Genomic DNA, 24891 nt, shown 5'->3' on the forward strand with positions numbered 1-24891 from the left:
CGCAGGTCCGGATGGTGGCCCGCCCCGCGCAGGGCCCCGGCGAGGCGGATGGACTGCCGGGCGGGGATCAGGGCGTCGTCGCTGCCGTGCAGGATCAGGAAGGGCGGCGCCTCGGCGCCCACGTGCGTGACCGGGCTGGCGTCGCGGGCCGCCTCCGGCCGGTCTGCCGGGGCCCCGCCGAGCAGCAGTGCCTCGAAGGAGGCCGGATCGCGGGCGTCGTACGCGCCCTCGGGGCAGTCCTCGGCGAGTGAGGGCAGGTCGGTGGGGGCGTACCAGGTGACGCAGCCGCGGACCGTGCCGGCGGGCTGGGTGAGTGCGGTCAGGGCGGCGAGGTGTCCCCCGGCGGACTCCCCCCACAGGACGGTCCGCGCGGCGTCGAGGCCGAGGTCGGTGGCGCGGGTGTGGAGCCAGGCCAGGCAGGCGGCCAGGTCGTCGGTCTGGGCGGGGTGCCGGGCCTCACCGCTGAGGCGGTAGTCGGGGCAGGCGACGGCGAACCCGGCCCGGGCGAGGCGGGCGAAGGGGCCCGGCTGCCAGTGGCGGAAGCGGGGGCCGAGGTCGTCGCGCAGACCCGTGCGCCAGGCGCCGCCGTGGACGAAGACGACGACCGGTACGAGGCCGGTGGTGTGTTCGGGCAGCCACAGGTCGACGGCCAGGGGGCGGCTGCCGTCGGGCACCGCGTAGACGGCGCCGCGCAGGAGCCGCACGCCGTCGGCGGGGTGGGCCGGGTGCGGCAGGGGCAGGGCGGCCGGGTCGGGCGGGGCCGGCAGGTGGAACGGGAAGGGCGGGGGGCCGGTGTCGGTCATGTGCGGACTCCCGTCGTTCAGCGGGACGTGCGGGACAGGACGCGGCGGGCGTTGGCGGTGGTCAGCGCGCGCCAGCTCGCAAAGCCCTCCGGGGCGGGGGCCGCGTCCAGGCTCGCGACGTGGGCCTCCACGCCGGCGGCCGGGGTCCAGCAGTGGTCGCTGCCGTACAGGAGCCGGTCGGTGCCCACGAGGCTGAGCAGAGCGGGGAGCTGGCGGGGCAGGGCGGGGCCGGCGAGGTCGTAGTGGAGCCGGCCGAGCTGCTCGACGGCGCCGGGCGCCTCGGTGCCCTCGGGCATGAACATCTTCATGAACCCGTCGATGCGGTCGGCCAGGACCGGCAGGGCCCCACCGCAGTGCGGCACGATCACCGTGAGGTCGCGGTGGCGGTCCAGGGTGCCGGACATGAGCAGGTCGGTGACGGTGCGGGCCGTGTCGAAGACGAACTCGACCATCGGGCGGGGGCGTCCGAGGGCGGACCGCTCCCAGCACACCGGGGACGTCGGATGGAGGAAGACGACCGCGCCGCGCCGGTCGAGCTCGGCCCAGACGGCTTCCAGGTCCGGGTTGCCGAGGTAGGTGCCGTGGGTGTTGCTCTCCAGGACCACGCCGTCGGCGTGCAGGACGTCGTAGGCGTACGCGACCTCTTCCAGGGCGGCGTCGACGTCCGGGAGCGGCAATGAGGCGAACAGGCCGAAGCGGCCCGGGTGTTCGCGCACGGTCTCGGCGCCGGCCTCGTTGACCTCGCGGGCCAGGCGGCGGGCGGCGGTGTCGTCACCGAAGTGGACGCCCGGGGAGGAGATCGAGAGCATCGAGGTCTCGATGCCGCAGCGGTCCATCAGCTCCAGGTGCGCGGCTGCCGACCAGGTGGGCCAGGCGGGGACCCCGTCGGGGAGCTCGTGCCCGGCCTCGCGGGCCCTGCGGACGTAGGAGTCGGTGACGAAGTGGGCGTGGACGTCGAGGTATCCGGGGGCGTCAGGGGACACAGGTGTTTCCTTTTTCTGCTTCTGCTTCTGCTTCTGCGGCGGACGGTGAGGAGGCGGGTCGCCGGGTGAGGCGGTCGCGGACGGCGGTGGCGGCGCGTTCACCGAGCACGATCCCGGCCAGCCCGGTCAGGCCGATGAGCGGCGGGGCGGGCGAGGTGAGGTCCAGGACCCGGTACAGCGCCCCCATGAGCAGGCCGGCGGCGAAGGAGGGGACGGCCTTGCGGAGGAAGGCGCGGGCCAGGGCGGGGGCCGTCACAGGGCCTCCAGCACTGCCTGGCCCAGCAGCATGCCCAGCAGCCCGGCCAGCGCGACCGGGGGCGGTGCGGGCGACTTCACCCGCACCAGCACGTAGGCCACACCGACCAGGACACCGGCGAGCAGTGCCTTCAGATACGGCATGGGTCGCTCAGCTTCCGGTGCGCCATGTGTGGCCGGGCAGGAAGTTCACGTCGTACTGCTGCGGCACGGTGCCGAACTTGTGCGGCTCGGGGACGAACGGCTTCCGGGGCAGGCCGTGTTCGTCCGTGGGCGTGCCGAGGTTCTCGAAGAACCGCTCGAAGGTGCCGCCCGGCCCGGCGGCCACGCCGACGATCCGGCTGTGGTGACGCTCGATGCGGTAGGCGTGCGGGCAGTTCTTGGGCACGAAGCCGAAGTCGCCCGCGGTGAGCAGCTTCTCGTACTGCTCACCCTCCAGGTCCTCGACGAAGAGCCGCACCGCGCCGTCGGTGATGTAGAAGACCTCGTAGGTGTCCGGGTGGGAATGGGCGGGGATGATGTCGCCCTTCGGTCCCTCGCAGGTGAAGAAGTTGAAGGTGTTCTCGGTCTGCTCGCCGCCGGCGTAGACGGTGAACACGTCCGTGAAGAGGTGGGCGCGGTCCCCCATGCCCTTCTCGATGAAGTACGGCCTGCCCGGCTCGGGCGGGATGTGCGAGCGCTCGCGGTAGCGGGTGGCGAACTCGATGGTCATGGTGATCCTTCCAGGTGGGGACCGGCACACAGCCAGGCCGGAGTGAGGCTGAGCGCGGTCGTGAGGACAGCGGCTCGCTGTGTCTTCTGCGCGTCTTCCGCGGGGCGGGCCGGAAGGCGGCCGGGAACGTGGCGGCTCGTCGTGCGGCGGTGCGGCCTTCGTCCACGTTAGATCCGCGGAGCGGGACGCCCGGCGTACACTCGGGCACGCGATGAAGAAAAACGGACAGGTCGCGGCCGGCCGCAGGGCGGGCGGTGTCCCGACGGTGTCCTACCGTCCGACGCCCGGGAGGCCGCCGGGCCTGGAGATCCTCGACCTCGCGGGGCTCGCCGCCCGGGCCGACGAGCGGGAGCGGCCCCTCACCGTGCCCGCGCGTCCGGCCTTCCACCTGGTCGTCGCGATGCGGAGCGGGCGGCTGGAGTGCTCGGTGGACTTCACCGCGTACAGCATGGGCGCGGGCGACTGGCTGTGGGTGTGGCCGGGACAGGTGCTGCGGTTCCCGGACGGGCCCGGGGAGGGCGACGCCACCGTGCTGGTCTTCCCGACGGGTTTCCCCGACGCCGCCACCGCCGCGCTCATCCAGAACGGCGAGCACATCCCGCACCGCCTCATCACGCCGGGCAAGGCGCGTCAGACGGCTTTGCTGCGCCTTCTGGACGCCTTGGCCGAAGAGCACGCCGACCTGTCCGGCCTGCCGCTGGAGGCGTATGTCGAAACGCTGGGCAACCTGCTCTCGGTCATTCTCATCCGTCTCGTCCACCTCGCCGATCCGCGGCGGCAGCCACCTTCCGGCGGCAACGAGCCGTTCCGCCTGTTCCGCCAGGCCGTCGAGGAGGGCTTCGACCGCACCCACCGTGTCGAGGACTACGCCGCCCAGCTCGGCTACAGCCCCCGCACCCTCACCCGCGCCACCCGGGCGGTCCTCGGCTGCGGCGCCAAGCGCTACATCGACAACCGGGTGCTGCTGGAGGCCAAACGCCTGCTCATCCACACCTCGCTGCCGCCGGCCGCCATCAGCGCACGCATCGGATTCGCCTACCCGACCGTCTTCAGCGCCTTCTTCCGGCAGCACACCGGGATGACGCCGACCGGATTCCGGTCCCTGACGAAGCGCTGAGGCACGGCGGGACACCTGCCACCAAGGGCTTGCGGAGAATCAGCGTGCCGGTCCGGTCTTCGTCGGTTCGCTGACCGACGTGAGGGCAGAGGCGGGGGTCTTCGTGTCCCCGCGCCCACGGGCCGGGGATAACACCGTGTTATGGCCAAGCGTTAGTACCCCGTTCACCGTTCCTCCGGAATGATGGGTCATGTCCATGCCGAACTTCCGCTTCGCGGGCGGGCGTTCGCCACGGGCGCGGCCCATGGGGCCGTCAACCCCCACACGTACACGCCCTCGGCGTGTCTTCCGAATCGAGGAACCTTGCGCATATCAAGGCTCGTGCCCGCTCTCGCCGCAGCAGCGGTCTCCGTCCTCGCGCTTCTCGCTCCCACCGCCACCGCGGCACCGACACCCCCGACCACCAAGGCCCCGCAGCCCATCATCGGCGGCGGACAGGCGACCAGTGGCCCCTGGGCCGCCCGGCTGTTCTCGAACGGCAGAGAGACCTGTTCGGCGACGATCATCGCCCCGACCTGGATCCTCACCGCCAAGCACTGCGTCACCGGCGGCGGCCTGTCGTTCCGCATCGGCAGCCTGGACCAGCACAGCGGCGGCACCGTGGCCAACGGCGTCCAGACCTACACCCACAGCTCGGACCTGGCGCTCGTCCGTCTCGACCGGTCCGTGCCGGCGACCTACGCCAACCTCGGGCAGCCCGGCTCCGTGAGGGTCGGCCAGAACGTGCAGGTGTACGGCTGGGGCGCCACCTACCAGTGCGGCTCGGAGGCCAACTGCCAGTCCCGCTACCTGAAGGTCGCCAACGTCACGGTCACCGGCGCCTGCGGTGACGCCTACGGCGGCTCCGCGATCTGCGCCCGCCGGGGCGACGGCATCACCGCCGGCGGCGACTCCGGCGGCCCGATGATGGCGAACGGCGTCCAGGTCGGCGTCGCCTCCACCAGCGACCGCCGGACGACCACGGCGTACACCAACGTGACGGCGTACCGCTCCTGGATCCAGTCGGTCGCGGGCGTCTGAACCGCCCCGCCTCCCGGTGAACACCGGGCCCCTCACCGCGACGCGGTGAGGGGCCCGGCGCGCATCCGCCGCCTCGCGCTCCCCGCGCCGGCCTCGTTCCCTCGCTCGAGGACCGGCAGCAGCGGGAGCATCACCACGCCGAGGTGCAAGTCCCCTTCAGTGACCGGGCTGCCGGAGCATGCACCAGGTGACGGGGCCGTTGTCGGGCAGGGGCACTTCCGCGGTGACGGTGAAGCCGAGCCGTTCGTAGAACCGCACGTTGCGGGCGTCCGAGGTCTCCAGGAACGCGGCACAGCCCGCGTGCTCGGCCGCCGCCAGGCCGGGCCGGAGAACCGCGGTGCCCAGACCGGCGCCTTGGGCACAGGGGTCCACCCCCACCGTGGCGAGGAACCACACCGGGCCACTCGGGCGGTGCGGTGCCAGCGCGCGCTCGGCGGACTCGAACGCTGCCGCCCGGTCCCCGGCGAGCTCGGCGGCCAGCGGCCCGACCTCGGCGAGGGCCGGGCCCGGATCCCGCTCGGGGGTCGTCCAGGCTGCGACGGCGAGGCGGTCGTCGCTGACCCATGTGCGGCCGTACTCCAGCGCGACCCGGGTCAGGAACAGGTGCTGGAAGCGGCGCACCCGTTCCTGGTGGTCGTCGGCGGCGACCACGTGCCGGGTGAAGGGGTAGTCCGCGAAGGCACGGGCGAGCGTCCGCACAGCCACGGGTACGTCCTCGTACGTCGCGGGCCGCACGTGCGGGGCGGTCACGGGCATCGTTCTCCTCCGGGAGCTCTCGGTCGGGTCAGGCACCGGCGTCTGCCGGACGGGAGCCGCCGGGCAGGGGTTGGCGCAGACGCTCCCAGAGCTTCCGTCTGTCGGAACCGGGATCCTCGTACACCTGGGCGGCACCGTCGCCCAGCCTCATGACCAGCCGCCGTCCGGCATAGGAGGGCCACGGCGGCAGCGTGTCGCCCGGTGCACCGGTACCGCCGGGGCGACCGGTGCGGGCGAAGGAGATCCACGCTTCACGCATGCCGTCGGAGAGTTCCCGCGGGGCGTCGGGGCCGGCGAGCGGGTGGGAGAGGTTACCGAAGACGAAGCCGACCTCCGCCACGTGGCAGGCGCCGAGGGCACCGTCGAAAGCGGGCGAGGGCCGTGCGAACTCGTACACGAAGGTCTCCGCCCCATGCGCGGCGCGGGCCTCGGCCACCCGGAGGGCCGGGATCCGGTAGGCGTGGTCGCTCATGGCCGCGGACAGCAGATCACCGGGGGTCGCGCCGGGGTGCTCCGCCTCGTACACGTCGCGGGCCCCGGCGGGATCGAGCCCGAGTCCGGCGAGGAAGCCGTGGAGCACCTCGTCCGTGATCCGCGGGCCGATCCCCAGCGGGACGAGGAAGAGACGGAACTCGTCGCTGGTCGTGCCGGTGAGCAGATCGATGTCCCGGCCCACTCCCCCGGCGAGCGCATCGATCGGGCGTTCGGGGAGGGTGTCCCCGTCCACGACGGGCAGCACGGTGGTGCCACCGCCTGCCGACTCACCCCACTGTCCGGGGTCGGCGGCCTGGGCGATCTCCCGGCCCAGGGCGCCGTCGGCGGCGATGAGCCGCTCGGGCGGTACGGCGGCCAGGCCCTCGCGTGTCGGCTCCGCGCCGGCGAGGGCGGCCAGCCGCTCGGTGAGGCGCCGGGCGATGCCTTCGGGGTGGGTGTGGTGGCCGGCCCCGCTCTGGGTGATCGCGCGGCGGAACAGTCCCCGGGCCCGCGGCATGGTCATGAGCGCGGTGATGCTGATGGCGCCGGCGGACTGGCCGAAGACGGTGACGTTGTCCGGGTCGCCGCCGAAGCCGGCGATGTTGTCGCGGACCCATTCCAGCGCGGCGATCTGGTCCAGGAGGCCGAGGTTGGACGTGCCGTCGGGCAGCAGGAGGAAGCCCTCCGGGCCGAGACGGTAGTTGAGGGTGACGCATACGACGCCGTCGGCGGCGAGCCGCGCGCCGTCGTAGGAGGGCAGGGAACCGGCCCCGTTGCGAAACGCGCCGCCGTGGATCCAGACCATGACCGGAAGCCCTCCCCCGGCGCGGCCCGGGGCCGGCGTCCACACGTTGACGCTCAGACAGTCCTCCCCCGGATTCGCCGCCTCTTCCAGCAGCCCGGCCATCGCGGGGAGGTATCCGGGCTGGGGCGCGGACGGTCCGGGAACGAACGCGTCGCGCACTCCCGTCCACGGTTCGGGGGGCTCGGGGGGACGCAGGCGTCGCGGGCCGAACGGCGGTGCCGCGTAGGGGACGCCCAAGAACGCCGTGACCTCACCTTCCCGGCGTCCGCGTATCCGACCGGCGGTGGTGGGGATGGTGACGTGCATGGGGCCTCACAACGTTGTCGATCTTTCTCGATCATCCTCACCGCACCCTCGGCGGGCAGACAACTCAATTTCCGGCGGTTGTCCACGGGGCGGCCGGTACCTCGCCCTCCGGGTGTCCTCCGGCCGGAACGTTCCCTGCGGGCGCTCCGGCGGGCGGATCAACGCTCCCGCCACCGTGCGACGTGAGCTCCCGCGGGCTTCCCCTCCTCTTCGTCCGACCTCTGCCGGTTCGGCTCGTCGCGCACGTCGACGCCGCCCTGCCGGACAGTCGGCAGGGTACGGACCATGAAGATCACCAAGTACGGTCACGCGTGCGTGCGACTGGAGAACAACGGCCGGGCGATCGTCATCGACCCGGGCGTGATGACGCCCGAGCCCGATGCGGTGGCGGGAGCCGAGGCCGTCCTCATCACGCACGAGCACTTCGACCACTTCGACCCGGAAGGCTTGCGCGGATCCCGGGCGGCCGTCTACACCTGCGCCGGAGTCGCCCGGCACCTGAGCGGGTCCGCCGAACGTGTGCGGGTGGTCCGCGGGGGCGACCACTTCTCCGTCGCGGGTTTCGAGGTGGCGGTGGTGGGTGACAAGCATCACTTCAGTCACCCGGACGTGCCGCCCGTCGACAACGTCGGTTTCCTGGTCGACGGGGAGGTCCTCCATCCGGGCGATGCCCTGACGGTGACCGACGCACCCACGCTCCTGCTGCCCGGGCAGGCGCCGTGGCTGACGGTGCCCGACATGATCGGCTACCTCCGCCGTACGGCACCGCTCCGTGCCTACGCCATTCACGACGGGCTCCTCAACGACTGGGGTCTGAAGGTCCTGGACGACGTCCTGGCCATCGAGGCCGAACGGGCGGGCGCCGACATCCGGCGGCTCCGCCCCGGTGAGAGCGTCGACGTGTGACGCGGACAGCGGTCAGCCGGCGCGGTCCCGTGCCGATGAAGTCCGGTGCAGGACGGCTGCCCGTGGCCGGACCACCGTGCACGCGGGCGGGCAAAACCGCTGCCCTCACGACACGGCACGTGCGTCCGGCAGGCCGCCAAGTACCGGTGGCCGTTCCGCGGGACGCTCCCGACCGGCCTCGCGCCCGTATGCACGATCGTGCACGCGACCCGTCGGCGGAAATGGCCGTTTCCGCCGAACGAGCCTGCGTCTAGGCTCCGTTGACATGCATGTAGTTGCGGTCCTCGCGCTCGACGGGGTGTCGGCCTTCGACCTCTCCATCCCCTGCCAGGTGTTCGCCTTCGCGACCCGCCCTGACGGCTCGCCGACCTACGAAGTGCGTGTCTGCGCCGATCGGTCCGTGACCGCGTCGGCCGGCCCGTCGGCACCGTTCCGGCTCTCCTCCTCGTACGGCTTGGACGACGTCCGTGCCGCGGACACCGTCATCGTCCCCGGCGTCCCCGCCGACCGCGTCCCGAGTCCGCGCGCGGTCCGGGTGCTGCGGGACGCGGCGGCCCGCGGAGCCCGGATCGCATCCATCTGCACGGGAGCCTTCGTCCTCGCTCACGCCGGGCTCCTCGAGGGGCGGCGCGCGACGACGCACTGGCGGTTCGCCGACGCGCTGGCCGAACGGTGCCCGGACACCCACGTCGACCCGTCAGTGCTCTACGTCGACGACGGGCAGGTGCTCACCTCGGCCGGGATCGCCGCCGGCCTCGATCTGTGTCTGCACATGGTCCGTGTCGACCACGGTGCGGCCACCGCGGCCCATGTCGCGCGGATGCTGGTGATGCCGCCTCAGCGAACCGGTGGCCAGGCGCAGTTCATCGAGTACCGCACACCCCAGTACGACTCCTCGGACCTCGGTCCCACGCTGCAGTGGATGCGGGAGAAGCTCGGCGAACCCCTCAGCCTCGCCGACATCGCCGCCCACGCCATGATGAGCCGGCGCAGCCTGGCGCGGCACTTCCGCGCCCAGACGGGCACCACGCCGTTGCGCTGGCTGCTCGCCCAGCGCGTCCAGCGCGCCCGGGAACTGCTGGAGACGACGTCGCTGCCTCTGACGAGGGTGGCGGAGGCGACCGGGTTCGGATCCCTCGAAACCCTCCGCCACCACTTCACCCGCCAGGTCGGCACGACGCCCTCCGCCTACCGGGCGGCCTTCCGCGGATGAGCGCATCCCCCGGACGGCTTGGCCGTATCTTGCGCACCATGGGCACGCACGCCGGTGCCGTCGGCCGACGGCCGCCGGAAGACTGAACGCGTTTCCGCGTCCCGGCCCCGCCGGGACGCGCCGCCACGTCTTCACGGAGGCCTGTTCATGCCGTCCCCGTCCGGAAACAGCACAGCGACCCCGCCGGCCGGCTCCCGCCCCTCGCGGCGGCTGAGTGTGCACACCGTGCTCTACGACGGTGTCGAGGAGCAGGACTTCGCCGGTCACGTGGAGGTGTTCGGCATCGTCGGGGAGGAACGGCTCGCACAGTCCTTCGTCACCGTGGACGGTGCCCGCCGGGTGAGGACGTCCGCCGGGATGGAGATCGTGTGCCGGACCCCCTGGTCACCCCGCTCGGCCGACGTGATCATCGTTCCCGGCGGAGGGTACGGCGACGGCTCCGGGCTTCAGCGGGAAGTCCGGCGCGGTGTCCTGCCCGGTGCGCTGGCGGCGGCCCGGAGGGACGGGCTCGTGCTCGGGGCCGTGTGCACGGGCACCATGCTGCTGTCCGCCGCCGGTCTCACCGCCGGCCGCCCCTGCACCACACACCACATCGCCCTGGACGACCTGCGGGCACAGGGCGGACTCGTGGCCGCCGGCCGGGTCGTCGACGACGGCGACCTCGTCACGTGCGGAGGCGTCACCTCCGGAATCGACCTGGGGCTCTGGCTTCTCGAGCGGTTCTTCGGCGTGGACACCGCCCTCTTCGCCGAGGAGGTCCTCGAATACGAACGCCGGGGGACCGTGAACCTGGCGTGACACCGCCGCGCCCGCTCGCCGGGCACCGTCCCGCTTCGCCCACGCCCCCGCCGGCCTGCCACGCGACACCGAGGGATTCCCCATGACCACGTACGGCATCGTGCTCTTCCCCACCGCCGAGGAACTCGACTTCGTCGGCCCGTTCGAAGTCTTCGCCACGTCCGCGGGTCTGCGCGACGGGGCCGACACCGCCCTGCTCGTCGCCGAGCGCGGTGACCCGGTCCGCTGCACCAACGGCATGCGCGTCCTGCCCGACCACACCTTCGACGACCATCCGCCGCTGGACGTGCTGCTCGTCCCGGGCGGTTCCGGCGCCCGGGAGACCGAGCCGCACAACGCGCGCATGACCGACTGGCTCGCCGACCGCGCCGCACGGGCCGACTGGGTCGTCGGCGTCTGCACCGGCGCCTTCCTCCTCCACGCCGCCGGCCCGGCCCGCGGCCGTCGCGTGGCCACCCACTGGCAGTACGAGGAGGCGCTCGCGGCGCGCGGCGACGTCACCGTCGTGTCCGACGCCCGCTACGTCGTCGACGGCCGGCTGCTCACCAGCCAGGGCGTCTCCGCCGGCATCGACAGCGCGCTCTGGCTCGTCGGACACCTGCACGGCCGCGACCACGCGCGTTCGGTACGGCGCGCCCTCCAGTACGAGCCGGCGCCCCCGTACCTCGCGGACGAGCCACTCGCCCGCTGACGGAACGACACATCGATCCCCCGTTCCCCCTCACGAGAAGAGACACCCCCGTGAACCGACGTACCCTGCTGCGCACCGCGACCGTCCTGTCGGCCGCGGGTCTCACGACCGGCGCCGCCCTCGATGCGGCCGCCGCGACCGGCTCGTCCCCGCGCCGCTCCCGTGGCCCGCTCCGTGTGCACGTCGTACTGTTCCAGGGCGTGGAGGAACTCGACCTCGCCGCCCCCTACGAAGTGCTCTCCGCCTCCGATCACTTCACCGACCGCGACGTCGAGGTGAGCTACGTCACCCTGGACGGCCGCCGCACGATCACCGCCGCCTTCGGTACCACCCTCCGCGTCGACCAGGGCTGGGCCCCGGAGAAGGCGGACCTCCTCGTCGTCCCCGGTGGTGGGTACGCGCGCAAGGAGGATCCCGGGGTCTGGGCGGAGATCCGGCGCGGCGCCCTGCCCCGCGCCCTGGCCGAGGCGCGCCGGCCGGGACTGACCATCGCCGCCCTGTGCACCGGCGTGATGCTGCTCTCCGCCGCCGGCATCACCCGCGGCCGTCCCTGCACGACCCACCACAGGGCACGCGCCGACCTCGAACAGCAGGGGGGCCTGCTGAAGAACGCGCGCGTCGTCGACGACGGCGACCTGGTGACCGCCGGTGGCGTCACCTCAGGCCTCGACCTCGCACTGTGGCTGGTCCGCCGTGAACTGGGCGTTGACGCCGCGCTGGGGCTGGAAGCCATGCTGGAGTACGAGGCCCGCGGAACGGTCTGGACGTCCGCCCCGAACTCCTGACGGACAGCGGTGGCCCTGCCGGTGTGCGCACCACCGTCACGGCGCGGCCGGGGCACTCTCGCCGGAGCGGCTAGAGTCCGGGCACGACGTGACGAAGGGGAGAGCCATGGCCAAGGTCAACATCAGTCTCGATGCCGATTTGGTGGTGGAAGTGATGGTGCTTGCCGGCGTGGGATCGCCCCAGGACGCCGTCGAGCTGGTCGTCCGCGACTACATCGCCCGTGGCCATCGCACGGAGGCGCGCACGGAACTCAAGGACCAGAGCCTGCGTGAGGTCGACGCCAAACCGCAGGAGTCGCAGGGCTGATCATCCGCAGCGTCCGTCGGGAAGGGCCGCGGGTGGCGGCGCCGGTCAGCCGGGAGCCGTGGGCGAAGCCGTCCTCGCGGCCGTCGGCCGGCCGGTGTCCGCCCGGTAGACCCCGGGCTCGACGAGGGCCGGCGGCGTGTCCGAGCGTAGGCTTTCCTCGGCACGGACACGGCTGGGCGGGAGAGCACATGGCGGCTGGGACAGCCCGGGGATGGGCATCGACACTGGATTCGGTGGTGGTGTACGCGCAGGGTGCGCTCTGCCGCCGCCTGGCCCGGGGCAGGGTGCCGGCGGACGGACGCGTGCGGGTGACGGGGCTGCCCCGCTCGATGGATCCGGGCTCGCTGCGGGCGCGTGTCGTGAGTACCCCCGGGGTGCGCGTCGTCGAGGCTCGGACGGAGGTCGGGGCCGAGCCGCTCGACACCGGCACGCCCGACGGGTTGCAGCGCGAAGTGGAGCGGCTGAACGAGGAGTTCGCGGCGGTGCGGGACCGCCGGGACCGGCAGCTGGGTCTGATCGAGGAGGTCGGGGCCCTGCGCCCGGTGCCGCCGGCCCGCAGGCGGGACGATCCGCACCGTCGCACCCCGGTCGACGCGTGGCTGGAGCTCGCGGACTTCGTCGACGAGCGGTTGACCGGGCTGCACGGCCGGCTCCTCGAACTGGAGGAGGAGCTGCGCCGGGTCGAGCACGAGCTCACCGTCGCCGTGGACAGGCTCTCCCGTGCCTCCACCGACGCGCCGTCGGCGCACGTGGCGACCGCGGTGTGCGCGGTCCTGACCCTCGACGGCGCGGGTGACACGGAGGTGGCGGTGGAGGTGGAGTACGGGGTGCCCGGAGCCGTCTGGGTGCCGGCCTACCGCCTCACCCGCCGTCAGGGCGACGGCGACGGACGTCTGGTGCTGCGCGCGTCGGTCGCCCAGCGCACCGGCGAGGACTGGACCGGTGTGCGCATCGCCCTGGCCACCGCCGACCTGCGGCGCCGCACCGACCTGCCCCGGCTCCGCTCGGTCCGGATCGGACGCCGTCAGCCCGCTCCCGCGCCTTCGGGCTGGCGCGAGCCCCCGGCGGGGCTGGCCGACCTGTTCGCCGGGTACGACACGGCAGGCCCTCGCCCTGACACGAACGCGGCGCCCGCGGTCGCCGGGGCCGGTTCCGCGTACGGTCCCCTGCCGCCGGCACCGGCGCGTCACGGCGGGCCGCCCACTGCGCTCCCGGTCCCCGGCGGCGCCGAGGGCCTCTCCCTCGAGGCCTTCGGCGGCAAAGCCGCCGGCCTCGTGCCGCCGTCCCCGTCCCCACCGGGCGGCAGGCCGCGTACCGGCGGCAGGCCCGCCGCGGCTCCCGCCGCCCTGGCACCGGCAGCCCCGGGCCGGGCTGCGCCGCCCCCGGCGTCCGCGGCCCCCGCGCCGCCACCGCCTGCGGCACCCGCGGCCGGGCCGCCGCAGCCGAGCGGCGCCGAGCTCGACTACACCGCGCTCGTCCTGTGCGGGCCCGACGAGCAGGACGGCCGGCGGGGCCGGCTGTTTCCGGGCTCCGACTTCGACCCGGTGACGGCCGAGTACCGCCGCCGCGCCGAGAAGGTGGCCGCGCTGCCCCTGCCGGGACACGCCGTGCGGCCCCGCGAGTCGGCGGGCTCCTTCGACCACCGATTCGATGCCGCGGCCCCCGCCGACATTCCCTCGGACGGCACCTGGCACACCGTCACCGTCGGCGAGATCCCGGTCGGTCTGCGCACCGAGTACGTCTGTGTGCCGTCCGTGGAGCAGGTCGTGTACACGACGCTGGTGCTCTCCAACGCCACCGATCAAGCCCTGCTGGCCGGCCCGGTGGAGGTCACCGTGGACGAGGACTTCCTGCTGACCTCCTCCTTGCCCACGCTCGCCCCCGGTGGTGTGTGCCGGGTGGGGCTCGGGCCGGCCGAGGCCATCGGGGTCACCCGCCGTACGAACCTGCACGAGTCGACCTCGGGTCTGCGCAACAACATCACCGTGCTCGACCACCGCGTCCATGTGGAGCTGGCCAACCGGCTCGCGGTGCCCGTCACCGTCGAGGTGCGCGAGCGGGTACCGGTCACCTCCGACACAGACGTCCGGATCGAGGAACGAGCCGACTGGACGGCACCCGAGGACGGCGCGGAAGGGGAGCATCACGCGCCGGGCACCCGGCTGTGGCGGATCGAGCTGCCCGCCGGCGGCACCGCCGCTCTCGACGGCGGCTACGAGATCCGTATCCCGGCCGGCAAGGCCCTGACCGGCGGCAACCGCAGGAGCTGACACACCCCATGTCCACGACACTGGAGCCGATCGCCCTCCCGGTCACCGCCGTCACCTGTCTGGAGGACCGCGCCCACGTCGAGCGCGCCGTCGTGCTCGATCTGAGGGCCGGCACCCAGCGGCTGCGTCTCGGACCGGTCAGCGCGCTGGCCGTCGACCGCACCCTCCATGCCGAGCTGACCGGCGACCACCCGGCGACCGTGCTCGACGTGCGGATCGTCCGCAGCTGGACGCCGCGCGGGCCGCGGCCCGCCGACGACGACTCCGCCCTGCGCCACCGCGTGACAGCCCTTGAAGAGGAGCGGCTCGCCCTGGGGCAGCGACGTGACCGGCTGCGTGCCCGCCTCGATCTGCTCGGCCGTCTCGCCGCCGATCTGCTGCGGGAGATCGGCGAGGGCGCCGGCTTCGGAGAGACCGAAAGGGCCCGCTGGACCCGCGAACTGGACCGGGTGGACGACGAACGCGACTCCCACGCCGAGCGACTGCGCACGGTGGAGGCCCGGCTGGCCGCCCTCGCCGCCGAACTCTCCGAGGCCCAGCGGGCCCTGGAGCTCTCCGAGACAGAACCCGCCGAACTGGTCGGCCACATCGAGCTGACCGTCCAGGCCACGGCGGCCGGCCCGGCCCGGCTGCGCCTGAGCCACCTCACCCCGTGTGCCCTGTGGCGGCCCGCCTATCGGGCCGTGCTCGACGGGGACTCCCTCACGCTGGACACCGACGCGATGGTCTGGCAGCGCACCGGCGAGGACTGGTCGAACGTACGGCTGACCCTGTCGACGGCCCGCTCCGCACGGGCCACCGAACCGCCCCGGCTCGGTGAGGACCGGCTGACGCTCGAGGAGCGCTCCGCCGCGGAGCGCCGCACCGTCCACGTCGAACTGCGCGAAGAGGAGATCGCGGAGCTCGGTCCCGCCCCCGTGCTCGGCCTGCCGGGAGTGGACGACGGCGGCGAGGTGCGCGTGCTGCACTCCCCCGCACCGGTCTCCGTGCCCGCGGACGGGCGCGCCCACCGCGTGCCGCTCTCCTCCTTCACCACGACCGCGAGCAGCGAGTACGCCTGCTCGCCCGAGCTGTCGCCCCTGGTCAGCCAGGTGGTGCGGTTCGACAACCTGTCCGGCCACGCACTGCTCGCCGGGCCCGTCGACCTCATCCGCGACAGCGGATTCAGCGGCCGCGGCACACTGGACTTCACCGCCCCCGGCGCCCCCGTCGACCTCGCCTTCGGCAGTCGCGACGACCACCGGGTCCTGCGGCACACCGAGGAGACCCGTGACACCGCCGGAATCACCCAGCGGACCGTCCTCACCCGCACCGTCCGGCTCCACCTGTCCCGGTTCTCCGCCCCCGCCGAGCACGGTGAAAGGGTGATCGTCCTCCGGGAGCGGATCCCGGTCTCCGAGGTCTCGGCGGTGGACGTACGCCTGCGCGACGACGCCTGCTCCCCCGCGCCCGACGCGATCGACGCGGACGGCATCGTCCGCTGGAACGTCCCCCTGGGGCCCGGTGGCCGGCGCACCGTCACCCTGGTCTACGAGGTGTCGGCGAGCGCCAAGGTCACCGGCCTCTGATCCCGTCGTTCCGCCACGGACCGGTGCCGGGTCCGGTTCGCCGGCCGGACGCCCTCAAGGCCATCAGGGTGGTCGCCAGACGTGTCGGGCGGCCGGTTCGGGCCCGGCTGGCCATGCTGGGCCAGGAGGGCCCCCTTCCGAGCGACAAGGAGCACGGCATGCCCGCGGACGCGGTCGAACGATTCCTGGCGGCTTTGGACCCGGACCACCGGGAGGCCGTCGGTGCCAAACCCCGTGAGGAGCAGGAGGGGCTTGCGGCTGCCTGGGAACGGGAGCTGGAAGCCGATACCGAGCTCGACACCCTCGACGAGTTGTCCCCGCCGGCGGCGGAGGCCGAGGCGGCCCGCCGCGTCCTGGACCGCGGAACCGGCTGAGGACCGCCTCTTTGGTGCGTGGCCGACGGTTCGGCCGGCTGTGCTCATGGCGGTGACTCGTCCCGGTCCTCCGGACGGCGGAGGCATGAGGTGACGACGACGAAGGGCCAGAGGCACTGGACGGCTGTCACGACGCGTTCCGCGACGCCGGCGGCACCGTGACGGTGAGCCTCGACGAGGAACCGCACCGCGCCGACGGCCGTCCCGGCGGTCGCCACGACCGAGGGCGCGGGCCGGAGCGCCCATGGAGCGGCTCCACTGTCATCGGCGGCCAGGACCGGCCACGCAGCCAGGAGCACCAATCCGGCCGCGGTCGCTGAACCGTGGTTACGGGGGTCCCCCGCTGCTCGGTGCCGGGAGCAGTACCGCGGCCGACGCCGCCGGTCCGCCGCCGGCCGGTGCCACGCGTCCGGCCGGTGCGGCCGTCCTCAGTCCCGAGCGGTGAGCAGGTGGCAGGCGCCCAGGGCGGGAAAGGCCCCGGTCATCACCCGGTGTCCCGACGCCCCGTGGGCCGCCGGGACACCGATCGTCTGAGTGGCGGGGCCGTAGACGGATCCTTCCAGCGGCGCCGCGATCACCCGGCCGCGGTCAGCGGACCGGGCGCGCACCCCGACGAGGGCACGACCCGTCCGGGAACAAGGGGCACCACATGATCGCAAAGCGCGGAACACCGGCAGGGCCGCCTCCGGGCTTCGCCACCGCGGCGCCGCAGAAGCGGCGGATCGCGTCATCGGTCCTCGGCTCGGACCAGGGGATCAGCCCGACCGCGCTGCGTTCGGCCTGCACGGCCGGTTCCGGTACCCGCTCACCGGCGGGGGCGCCGTGTGCCGGTTCCCGGCGGCCGGTGCCGAGCCCGCGCCGCTCACCCTGAGCCTGCCGGTCACACCGTCCGTCGGCGGTTCGGATCCGGTGCACCACCTCGTGAAGGCAGGGCGCATGCCGGCCGAGCCGGCGAGCCGGAGCACCGCACGGTGCCGGTCGTGCCGGTGGCGGGACCACGGGGCCCGCCACCCGCACGATCCGGTCCTCGGGAGTGCGAGGGTCACGGCAGCTGCACGAACGGGGACAGGAAGGCCCGTGCCCCCGGAGTGTCCAGTCGGTAGGTGACGTTGGTGGCGTAGCACGGGCTGTCACCGGTGACGGTCGTCGCCGCGAGGATCCGCTTGCCGCCGAGGACGGTGAAGTTGGGGCCGCCCGAATCGCCGTAACAGGCACCGCCGTTGCCCTGGGGCGCGGTCATGGCGAGGCGCACCCAGGCGTCGTTGAGGGCGTCGAAGGTCACCGGTGCCTTCATGCGGACGCCGCCGCCGGGGTGGGTCTGGCCGCCCGGGCCGTTCACGGCCTCCTGGGTGCCGTACCCGGCGACCACCCAGTCGGTGGAGTTCAGCTTCCGCGGTCCGAGCGCCCCGAGCTGGTTCGCGGTCGGCAGGGTGGCCGGGGTGAAGGACCAGCGTGCCTCCATCTTCGCGGCGGGCAGTTCGACGACCGCGATGTCGCGGGTGTCGGAGGCGGGGCCCGGGTAGCCGGGGTGGCTGTGGGCCGTGCCCCGGACGGCGACGGCGCTCGCCTGGGCGGCGGGGTCGCCCGGGTACTTCTTCGCCGCGGCGTCCAGTCCTGCCTGCACGTCCTGGTCGAGCGAGACGTGGAACCGCACGTTGTCCGGCCAGTCGGTGGTGCAGTGGGCGGCCGTCAGGAAGGTGTCCGCGTCGATCATCGTGCCGGAGCAGACCCAGTCGACCCGGTCCGGGGTCGCCGGATCGCCGTCGTCGTCCCAGGTGGCCACGAGGGCGCCGACCTCGGTGCGTTCGGGGGCGGGTGTCGCGTTGTACGAGTTGATCGCGGACGAGGGCAGCGCGGTGGCGAGCACGGCGGCGCAGGCCGCTGCGGTGACGGCGGTGGCACGTACGGCGGTCAAGGAGAACCCCTTCGCTGGGTGTGGACCGGGCGTTCCTCCTGTGGGGGTGGGTGCATTGAAGCGTCTGTGATCGTCTGCGGCAAGACCACCGCCCGAGGTGCCCGTGCTTCACCTCCACGCCAGGAGTCGTACGGGTCGGGTTCCGGCCCGGGGGCGCAGGAGGGGGCCCGGAGAGGACACCTCGGTCGCGGCGGCTCCCCCTGCGTGGGCGCACAGCGCCGGTTCGGCCGCGCCGGTGTAGACGGCGGCGGCGAGCCAGGCCCGGGCGAAGTGGTCCGTGCCGGCCGGGAACAGGCGGCCGAAGGCGTCGCGGGAGCGGTCCGCTGCGGCGGCGTGCGGGTCGTCGAGGGGATCGCCCGCCGTGGCGAGGCCGAGGCGACGCAGGCGGGTGCCGTCGCCCGACCTGCTCCGGCGAGGGCGAGGACACGGCCCCCGACACCGCCTGGTGGACACGGCGGCGCAGCAGGTGCAGCGAGTGCTCCCTGACGGAGCGGCGGCACGGACCGTACCCGCCGAAATCCGTTTCGTGTCGGGTGGGACGCGCCCTACTGTGGCACGGTGACGACTCGGATGATCATTCTCAACGGTGGTTCCAGCTCGGGGAAGTCCGGGATCGTACGGTGCCTGCAGGCCGTGCTGCCGGATCCGTGGCTGGCGTTCGGGTGCGACTCGTTCGTCGACGCCCTGCCGGCGGGGATGCGGGCGTCGGGCGAGGGGATCACGTTCGCCGCGGACGGCGGGGTGAGCGTCGGGGCGGACTTCCGGGCACTGGAGGCGGCCTGGACGGAGGGCATCGCGGCAATGGCCCGTGCGGGCGCCAGGGTCATCGTCGACGACGTCTTCCTGGGCGGAGCGGCGTCCCAGCAGCGGTGGCGGAAGGCGCTGGGCGGGCTGTCCGTGTTGTGGGTCGGCGTCAGGTGTGAGAGCGAGGTCGCCGCAGGCCGCGAGATCGCGCGAGGAGACCGCGTCCAGGGGATGGCCGCGTCGCAGGCGGATGTGGTTCACGAGGGAGTGCTCTACGACCTGGAGGTGGACACGACGCACACCGAGTCCCTGCTGTGCGCGCGAACCATCGCCGCCCGCGTCGGCTGATCACCGGATCGCCGGTCGCGCGCACGACGGCCGCGGTGGGGCCGCGGTGCGTGACAGGTCCGCGCGCAGGACGAGCCGGGCAGCGAGTGTACGTTCGTACGCTCCCGCTATAGGCTCCCGGTCATGACTGTTGACGTACTGCGCCGGCCTGCCCCGGCCGAACGGCAGGCCCGCGCGGCCGTCGCCGTGCTCTTCTTCACCAACGGAGCCCTGTTCGCCAACCTCCTGCCGCGCTATCCGCAGATCAAGGCGGATCTCGGCATCGGGAACGCCGCCTACGGGCTGGCCGTCGCGGCGTTCCCGACGGGTGCCGTCGCGGCCGGCCTGGCGGCCGGGGTGCTCGTCCGCCGGCTGGGGTCGGCGCGCGTGGCGGTGGCCGGCACCCTGCTGACCGGTGTCGGGGTCCTGGCCGCCGGTCTGGCCGAATCGGTGCTGGTGTTCGCGGCATCCTTGTTCCTGGCCGGGGCGATGGACGCGATCACCGATGTCGCGCAGAACGCCCACGGTCTGCGGGTGCAGCGCCGTTACGGACGCTCCATCATCAACTCCCTCCACGCCATCTGGTCCATCGGCGCCGTCACCGGGGGCTCCATGGCCGCCGCCGCGATCGCGCTCGGCCTGTCCCGGGGAGAGCACCTGCTGATCTCGGCGGTGGTGTTCGCGATCGCCGCCTGCGTCGCCCTGCGGTTCTGCCTGCCCGGCCCCGACACCGAGCCGGCCGGGGAGGGAACGGACGCCGACGACCGGGAGCCGCGGCGGCAGCGGCCGACGGCAGCCCTGCGCACCGGGTACGTGCTGGCCGCGCTCGTCCTCATCGCCACGGCCGGCACGCTCGTCGAGGACGCGGGCAACTCCTGGGCCGCGCTCTACCTCTCCGATTCGCTCAACGCGTCGGTGACGCTCGCGGCCACCGGCTACATCGCCCTGGTCGGCGCCCAGTTCGTCGGCCGCCTCCTCGGCGACCGGCTCGTCGACCGGTTCGGCCAGCGCGCGGTGGCCCGCGCCGGCGGGCTCGTCGCCGCGGCCGGCATGGGCCTGGCGCTGGCCGTGCCCACCGTGCCCGGGACGATCCTCGGTTTCGCCGCCGCCGGGCTGGGAGTGGCGACCCTGGTGCCCGCGGCCATGCACGAGGCCGACGAACTGCCCGGCCTCAAACCCGGATCGGGACTGACGATCGTCTCCTGGCTCATGCGTCTGGGCTTCCTGCTCTCCCCGCCCGTCGTCGGGCTCGTCGCCGACGCCACCAGCCTCCGGCTGGGCCTGCTGGTGGTGCCCCTCGCCGGACTGCTCGTCCTCCTGCTCGCCGGGGTGCTGCAACCCCGGCGACGCTGAGCGGCGACCGCGCGGAGGCTTCGCCGGATCGTGGCCGCCCCCTCAGGCGCCTTCGGGGACGGCCACGGCGAACTGCCGCTGCGGGCCGAGGCGCACGAACTCCTCGTACCTCCCGCCCGTCGGTCTCAGCCTCATCAGCACGGGTGGCTCCAGCGTGCGCAGGTCGACGAGGGACGCCTCGTCCGGGAGACCGGCCGTCACCGCGGCCAGATCGGGGTCGTCCGTGCCGCGCAGCTCGGCGACGGGGGTCCCGGAGACCTCCACGCTCCCGTCCCACACCGACTCGCAGGGGAACCGGATGCCGAACCCCTCCTCGTCCCGGTCGTACGCGTCCGGTTCGGCCTCGACCCGGTCCGCGAGGGCCAGGGCGTCGCGCGCGTAGTCGACGAGGAAATCCGGGAGGGAGCGGGCGCAGTAGGCATAGGTGCTGAAGAAGTCCGCGGACTGGGAGAACACGGCGCCCCACGCACCGGTTCCGGGGTGTACGTCGACGAAGAAGTGGTCACCGGTCGCGAGGGAGAGAATCACCCGGACCTCCTCGCCCGGCCCCCACATCCACTGGCGTTCGACCCGGGTGAGCCGGGGGGCGAGGTGGAGGTGGTCGTCCCCGGCTATCCGGACGGCGGTCACGCCACGCAGCAGGGCACGTATGTCATCGGGCAGCGTGGGCTCCGCCTCGGTCAGCTCGGCGTCCGTGGCCCCGGGCTCGACCGTGAACAGGTCCGGCAGGCGCCGCTCCAGCTCCCGCAGTGCCTCGATCGCGTCCTGCGCGGTGACGGTCATCGTCGTCCTTCCTCGTTCCGTGGGGTGCGGGTACGAGCGTACGGACGGCCTCGGACATCGGCGCGCACGGCGGGCGGCCCGGTGCCCCGCGAGGAGAAGGTGGCGGAGGTCGCGGAGGTCTTCGCCGCGGTCCGCCCGGCGGGACCGGCGTGCAGGGCGGTGTGCTGGTCCTGAGGGCGACCGACTCCGTCCGCCGCCTCGGGGCCGCCCTGCACCGGCGTGATCCGACGGGTCTCAGCTCTGGGCCGGGGTGAGCACCACGAAATCCGCGTCGGACGGATCGAGGCAGACGGCCAGCCGGCCGACGCCCTCCGCGTCCTCCGGCCCCATCAGCACCCGTCCGCCGTTCTCGGTGACCTCGGCGACCGCGGCGTCGCAGTCGGGGACGGCGAAGACCGGGTGCCAGAACGGCCGCCCGTTCGCGAGGGCGAGGTCCTCCTTCCGGACCTCCATGAGGCCGCCGTGCATGCGCTCCTCGGGCAGCCCCGCGGGGGTGATGAGGGAGTAGGTGCCGCCACCGCCCGGCAGCTCCATGTCGCTGAACTGCCAGCCGAAGACACCGCCGTAGAACTCCTTGGCCGCCGCCGCGTCGCTCGTGTACAGCTCGGTCCAGGACAGCGAGCCCGGCTCGTCCACCAGGTCGACGCCCTTGGTGTCCCCCGGCTGCCAGACGGCGAACTGGCCTCCCAGCGGGTCGCTGTACTGTGCCATCCGGCCCCATGCGTCGAGGTCCGTCGGCGGTACGCGCACGGTGCCGCCCGCGCGCTCCACAGCCTGGGTCGTGGTGTCCGCGTCGGTGACGTTGTAGTAGATCATCCAGGCCGAACGCGCTCCCTCCTCGGTGAGCCTGCCGAGTCCGGCGACGATCTTCCCGTCCTTGCGGAACATCCCGCCTTCCACGTCCTCCCCCTCCCCCATGGGCTCGTAGTCCCAGCCCAGCACCGCGCCGTAGAAGGCCGCGGCGGCCCGGACGTCGGGGGCACCCAGGTCGAGCCAGCAGGGGGAACCGGGGGCGAAGTCAGTGGTGATCACCGCGCTGTCCTTTCGCAGATCCGTTGTGACCCCAGCGTGACACCTGCCACTGACACTCGCCCGCCGGTCCGCCGTCCGGGCGGCGGAACTCCGCGGGGAACTCGCGGCGCAGACGGCCGATTCGCCGACCGCGCGCCGTCGGCCGTCACCGGCGGTCGACGGCCGTCCTCGTGAAGAAGTCCCGCGTCCCGTCCTGCCACGTGACGAGGAGCGTCTCGGTACCGTCCGCCGGGTTCCGGTACGTGACGGTCCTGCCGGTGAACTTCTCGACGTCCGCTCGTCCCGGCCCGAGGTCTTCGGTGTCGACGCACTTGATGGACACCCTGCCGGTGCCGCCGCCGGCCAGCTTCCCGAAACACAGGTCGGTTCCCGACACCCGTGCCCCCCGGCCCGGGCGCCCGATGGTGGTGACCCTGCCGTTCCCCTTGACCGTGAGGCCGAAGAGCGCGACGGAGGAGCTGATCCCGCTCACCCGCCACGAGCCGACCGGGCTGACCGCGGCGTCCGTGGGTGTCGTGTCCGGTTCCGGCGGGGACAAAGCCGCCGGGGTGGACGGGGGCACCGCGGGTGCGGACGAGGGCGGCGCCGGGCGGGGGCCCCTGGCGCCGCCTGCGTCACCGCCGCACCCGGCGCCGACGCACACGACCGAGGAGACCAGGGCGGCCGCGAGCGCGCCGCGCAGAACGGGCGGGAGCGCCGTGTCCATGTGCCTCACCGCCCGACGACGGAGGAGAACGCGTCACGGACGTCGGCATCGGAGGGCGTGACGTACTTGTCCGAGGGGACGCCGCCGTACGTGAGGAAGAGCGTCGGGCAGCTCGAGCCGTCGATCTGCACCTTGCGGTTCGCCAGGCGCTCGCCGGTGCGGAGTTCGTAGACCTTCACCGGGACCTCGACCTTGCGGAACGTGACGTTCGTGATCTCCCGGGTCTCGTCGTTCCGGTAGGGACACGTCTCGACGGCGCTCCCGAAGCCGGGCGGTCCCGCGCACACCACCAGCGCGGCCTTCTCCGGGTCGGTGGTGCGCCATCCGCCGGGGAGCTTGCCCGTGTACTCGTCGTCCCCGAGGAACAGGGCGCGGTTGGTGCCCTTGCGGCGGGCGGGGGCCCCGGTGTATTTCGCCGGCTTCGCGCAGTACCCGCTGGTCATGCCGTTCGTCGCCCGCACCAGCTCTTCGACGTGCTCCAGTTCCAGAGCCAGCACGGCCTTCCTGATGCCCTTGCGGGCCCGGTCCGCGTGGCCGTCGTCGGGGTACTCCTCCAGCAGCCGCTCGTAGCGGGCCCGCGCCTGCGGCCACGACTGCGTGTCCGCGAGGTCGTCACCGCAGCCGACCAGCGCGGCGGGGGCGAGCCGGGACGCGGTGTCAAAGGAGCGGTCCAGGATGTTCCGGCCGGTCTTCCTCGCGCGCAGCCAGTCCGTGATCCGCACGGTGTCGCAGGCGTTCTCGGTGGGCAGGCGGCCGAGGAAGCGGTCCAGGGACGCTCGGACCGTCTTCTCGTTGCCGGGGTCCTCCAGGACCGAGGCGAGCAGCCGGAAGCCCGAGTCCAGTCCGCCGAGGTCGCCGTTCAGCCCGGTGGTCAGCTCGTGTTCGGCCCGCCCCAGGCGTTCACAGGCATCGACGACCGCGTCGCCGCGTGCGGCCACCGGGGCGGCGGCGATCCGGTGCCCGAACCGCACCCTGTCCTGCGCCGAGGTCACCGCCTCGCAGTCTCCGCCCTCGCGCGCCTCGGTGACGTCGTCCTCGATCCCGTGGGCGTCGAGCCGCAGCAGCCCTGCGGCCAGCAGCACCGGGACGGTGAGGCCGAGCGCGAGGAGACGTCGCCCGAGCCGGGGACCGCCCTGCCGCCGCCGGGCCAGCAGCCACCCGTGCGCGACGACCGCCGCCCACCACAGCAGCAGCAGGAGCTCGCACCACGTCTCGGCGACCGAGACCGTCATCCAGAGCAGCGGGACGGTGACCATCGCGGCGGCCCAGAACAGCACGGGCCGGCCCATCAGCAGATAGCCCACCCCGAGCAGCGAGGCGTTGCCGACGGCGACCGCCAGGACATCGGACGCCTCCGGGGACGGAGGCGGGGTGGGCGGTTCGTCGTCCGGCCCGGTGGGGCGCGGCGGGCAGGTCATGCTGTCCCCCTTGTCGTGTGCGTCGTACCGGTGGCCGCGTCACCGCTCGTCCGGCAGCCGGTGCCCGGACGGCAGACCGGGTGTCCTGGCGCGCACGAACGCCTCGGCCGCGGGCGCGTACAGCAGGAACAGTCCGGGGATCGCGAGAACGGCGGCGACGAGGAGTGTCAGGCCGCCGTACAGCGGGTCGACGAGAGCGAACGGCACCGCGATCAGCAGGGTCAGGACGGTCAGACAGGCGACCGTGGTGCGCGCGGTCCGCCGCCCGCGGCCGGCCCGGACCGCGAACCAGACACAGGCCAGCCACAGAGCGGACATCAATGTCTGCGCCTGCATCTGCGGATCGGTCCCGGCTGCGACCGCTGCGATGAGCGTCCCCAGGACGATCAGGAACACGGCCAGGGTCACGCTTCCCGGACGACGGGCATCGTCGGTGGTCATCGGCTCTCTTCCTCCGTGGTGTCTCCCCG

26 protein-coding genes and 1 pseudogene are annotated in these 24891 nt (G+C 73.5%); 13 read left to right on the forward strand and 14 right to left on the reverse strand.

Going from position 1 to position 24891, the window contains the following annotated elements; translation table 11 throughout:
• The 5 genes from RIM90_RS12810 to RIM90_RS12830 all read right to left on the reverse strand — a co-directional run.
• The coding region (locus RIM90_RS12810) for an alpha/beta hydrolase (RefSeq protein WP_309060785.1) at positions 1 to 803 on the reverse strand (803 nt) is incomplete at its 3' end.
• A 17-nt stretch (positions 804 to 820) separates the two neighbouring features.
• Positions 821 to 1786 carry an amidohydrolase family protein gene (locus RIM90_RS12815; protein WP_309060786.1) on the reverse strand — a complete coding sequence of 322 codons (966 nt, stop codon included), beginning with the start codon at positions 1784 to 1786 and terminating at the stop codon, positions 821 to 823.
• Entirely contained in the window at positions 1776 to 2042 is a 267-nt protein-coding gene (locus tag RIM90_RS12820; RefSeq protein WP_309060787.1) for a DUF1427 family protein, read from the reverse strand. The genes RIM90_RS12815 and RIM90_RS12820 overlap by 11 nt, the downstream gene beginning before the upstream one ends.
• Positions 2039 to 2185 (reverse strand): DUF1427 family protein, encoded by a 147-nt coding sequence (locus tag RIM90_RS12825; RefSeq protein ID WP_309060788.1) that lies wholly within the window; start codon positions 2183 to 2185, stop codon positions 2039 to 2041. The genes RIM90_RS12820 and RIM90_RS12825 overlap by 4 nt, the downstream gene beginning before the upstream one ends.
• 7 nt (positions 2186 to 2192) lie before the next feature.
• Positions 2193 to 2753, reverse strand: coding sequence for a quercetin 2,3-dioxygenase (locus tag RIM90_RS12830; protein WP_309060789.1), 561 nt, complete (start codon positions 2751 to 2753; stop codon positions 2193 to 2195).
• A gap of 211 nt (positions 2754 to 2964) precedes the next feature.
• On the opposite strand from RIM90_RS12830, the gene RIM90_RS12835 reads away from it, so the two are divergent.
• Both RIM90_RS12835 and RIM90_RS12840 read left to right on the forward strand, forming a co-directional pair.
• Positions 2965 to 3870 carry an AraC family transcriptional regulator gene (locus tag RIM90_RS12835; protein WP_309060790.1) on the forward strand — a complete coding sequence of 302 codons (906 nt, stop codon included), beginning with the start codon at positions 2965 to 2967 and terminating at the stop codon, positions 3868 to 3870.
• Between the two features lie 303 nt (positions 3871 to 4173).
• Complete coding sequence (locus RIM90_RS12840; protein WP_309060791.1) at positions 4174 to 4890, forward strand: trypsin-like serine protease; 717 nt, start codon at positions 4174 to 4176, stop codon at positions 4888 to 4890.
• Between the two features lie 156 nt (positions 4891 to 5046).
• Here RIM90_RS12840 and RIM90_RS12845 read toward each other — a convergent pair whose 3' ends face one another.
• Together RIM90_RS12845 and RIM90_RS12850 are read right to left on the reverse strand one after the other, a co-directional pair.
• Positions 5047 to 5646 (reverse strand): GNAT family N-acetyltransferase, encoded by a 600-nt coding sequence (locus tag RIM90_RS12845; protein ID WP_309060792.1) that lies wholly within the window; start codon positions 5644 to 5646, stop codon positions 5047 to 5049.
• Between the two features lie 28 nt (positions 5647 to 5674).
• On the reverse strand, positions 5675 to 7231 hold the full coding sequence (locus RIM90_RS12850; RefSeq protein ID WP_309060793.1) for a carboxylesterase family protein: 1557 nt from the start codon (positions 7229 to 7231) through the stop codon (positions 5675 to 5677).
• A 285-nt stretch (positions 7232 to 7516) separates the two neighbouring features.
• Here RIM90_RS12850 and RIM90_RS12855 point away from each other — a divergent pair, with 285 nt between their 5' ends.
• From RIM90_RS12855 to RIM90_RS12895, 9 genes are all read left to right on the forward strand, one after another.
• On the forward strand, positions 7517 to 8137 hold the full coding sequence (locus RIM90_RS12855; RefSeq protein WP_309060794.1) for an MBL fold metallo-hydrolase: 621 nt from the start codon (positions 7517 to 7519) through the stop codon (positions 8135 to 8137).
• A gap of 265 nt (positions 8138 to 8402) precedes the next feature.
• Positions 8403 to 9350, forward strand: coding sequence for a helix-turn-helix domain-containing protein (locus RIM90_RS12860; RefSeq protein WP_309060795.1), 948 nt, complete (start codon positions 8403 to 8405; stop codon positions 9348 to 9350).
• A gap of 147 nt (positions 9351 to 9497) precedes the next feature.
• A complete protein-coding gene (locus RIM90_RS12865; RefSeq protein ID WP_309060796.1) occupies positions 9498 to 10148 on the forward strand; it encodes a DJ-1/PfpI family protein in 651 nt (216 codons plus the stop codon).
• A gap of 82 nt (positions 10149 to 10230) precedes the next feature.
• Positions 10231 to 10839: a DJ-1/PfpI family protein gene (locus RIM90_RS12870; RefSeq protein WP_309060797.1), complete on the forward strand. Its 609-nt coding sequence runs from the start codon at positions 10231 to 10233 to the stop codon at positions 10837 to 10839.
• A gap of 50 nt (positions 10840 to 10889) precedes the next feature.
• On the forward strand, positions 10890 to 11624 hold the full coding sequence (locus tag RIM90_RS12875) for a DJ-1/PfpI family protein (RefSeq protein WP_309060798.1): 735 nt from the start codon (positions 10890 to 10892) through the stop codon (positions 11622 to 11624).
• Positions 11625 to 11730: 106 nt separating this feature from the next.
• Positions 11731 to 11931, forward strand: coding sequence for a type II toxin-antitoxin system VapB family antitoxin (locus RIM90_RS12880; protein ID WP_309060799.1), 201 nt, complete (start codon positions 11731 to 11733; stop codon positions 11929 to 11931).
• Positions 11932 to 12164: 233 nt separating this feature from the next.
• Positions 12165 to 14201 (forward strand): DUF4139 domain-containing protein, encoded by a 2037-nt coding sequence (locus RIM90_RS12885; RefSeq protein ID WP_375165436.1) that lies wholly within the window; start codon positions 12165 to 12167, stop codon positions 14199 to 14201.
• An 8-nt stretch (positions 14202 to 14209) separates the two neighbouring features.
• Complete coding sequence (locus RIM90_RS12890) at positions 14210 to 15769, forward strand: DUF4139 domain-containing protein (RefSeq protein ID WP_309060801.1); 1560 nt, start codon at positions 14210 to 14212, stop codon at positions 15767 to 15769.
• 158 nt (positions 15770 to 15927) lie between these two features.
• Positions 15928 to 16143, forward strand: coding sequence for a hypothetical protein (locus tag RIM90_RS12895; protein ID WP_309060802.1), 216 nt, complete (start codon positions 15928 to 15930; stop codon positions 16141 to 16143).
• Between the two features lie 44 nt (positions 16144 to 16187).
• Here RIM90_RS12895 and RIM90_RS12900 read toward each other — a convergent pair.
• Positions 16188 to 16765: pseudogene (locus RIM90_RS12900) on the reverse strand (DUF998 domain-containing protein).
• A 420-nt stretch (positions 16766 to 17185) separates the two neighbouring features.
• Entirely contained in the window at positions 17186 to 18058 is an 873-nt protein-coding gene (locus RIM90_RS12905) for a trypsin-like serine protease (RefSeq protein WP_309060803.1), read from the reverse strand.
• A gap of 570 nt (positions 18059 to 18628) precedes the next feature.
• On the opposite strand from RIM90_RS12905, the gene cpt reads away from it, so the two are divergent.
• Together cpt and RIM90_RS12915 are read left to right on the forward strand one after the other, a co-directional pair.
• Positions 18629 to 19150 carry a chloramphenicol phosphotransferase CPT gene (gene cpt / locus RIM90_RS12910; RefSeq protein ID WP_309060804.1) on the forward strand — a complete coding sequence of 174 codons (522 nt, stop codon included), beginning with the start codon at positions 18629 to 18631 and terminating at the stop codon, positions 19148 to 19150.
• A 123-nt stretch (positions 19151 to 19273) separates the two neighbouring features.
• Entirely contained in the window at positions 19274 to 20482 is a 1209-nt protein-coding gene (locus RIM90_RS12915; RefSeq protein WP_309060805.1) for an MFS transporter, read from the forward strand.
• 42 nt (positions 20483 to 20524) lie between these two features.
• On the opposite strand, the gene RIM90_RS12920 is transcribed toward RIM90_RS12915, so the two are convergent.
• From RIM90_RS12920 to RIM90_RS12940, 5 genes are all read right to left on the reverse strand, one after another.
• Positions 20525 to 21265: a hypothetical protein gene (locus RIM90_RS12920; protein ID WP_309060806.1), complete on the reverse strand. Its 741-nt coding sequence runs from the start codon at positions 21263 to 21265 to the stop codon at positions 20525 to 20527.
• A 234-nt stretch (positions 21266 to 21499) separates the two neighbouring features.
• Positions 21500 to 22297 carry a VOC family protein gene (locus tag RIM90_RS12925; RefSeq protein ID WP_309060807.1) on the reverse strand — a complete coding sequence of 266 codons (798 nt, stop codon included), beginning with the start codon at positions 22295 to 22297 and terminating at the stop codon, positions 21500 to 21502.
• Positions 22298 to 22442: 145 nt separating this feature from the next.
• Positions 22443 to 23003: a hypothetical protein gene (locus RIM90_RS12930; protein ID WP_309060808.1), complete on the reverse strand. Its 561-nt coding sequence runs from the start codon at positions 23001 to 23003 to the stop codon at positions 22443 to 22445.
• A 5-nt stretch (positions 23004 to 23008) separates the two neighbouring features.
• Complete coding sequence (locus RIM90_RS12935) at positions 23009 to 24421, reverse strand: hypothetical protein (RefSeq protein ID WP_309060809.1); 1413 nt, start codon at positions 24419 to 24421, stop codon at positions 23009 to 23011.
• A gap of 39 nt (positions 24422 to 24460) precedes the next feature.
• On the reverse strand, positions 24461 to 24862 hold the full coding sequence (locus tag RIM90_RS12940) for a hypothetical protein (RefSeq protein WP_309060810.1): 402 nt from the start codon (positions 24860 to 24862) through the stop codon (positions 24461 to 24463).
• Positions 24863 to 24891: the final 29 nt, after the last annotated feature.

Source organism: Streptomyces sp. (assembly GCF_031181555.1).
Taxonomy (GTDB): Bacteria; Actinomycetota; Actinomycetes; order Streptomycetales; family Streptomycetaceae; genus Streptomyces; species Streptomyces fimbriatus.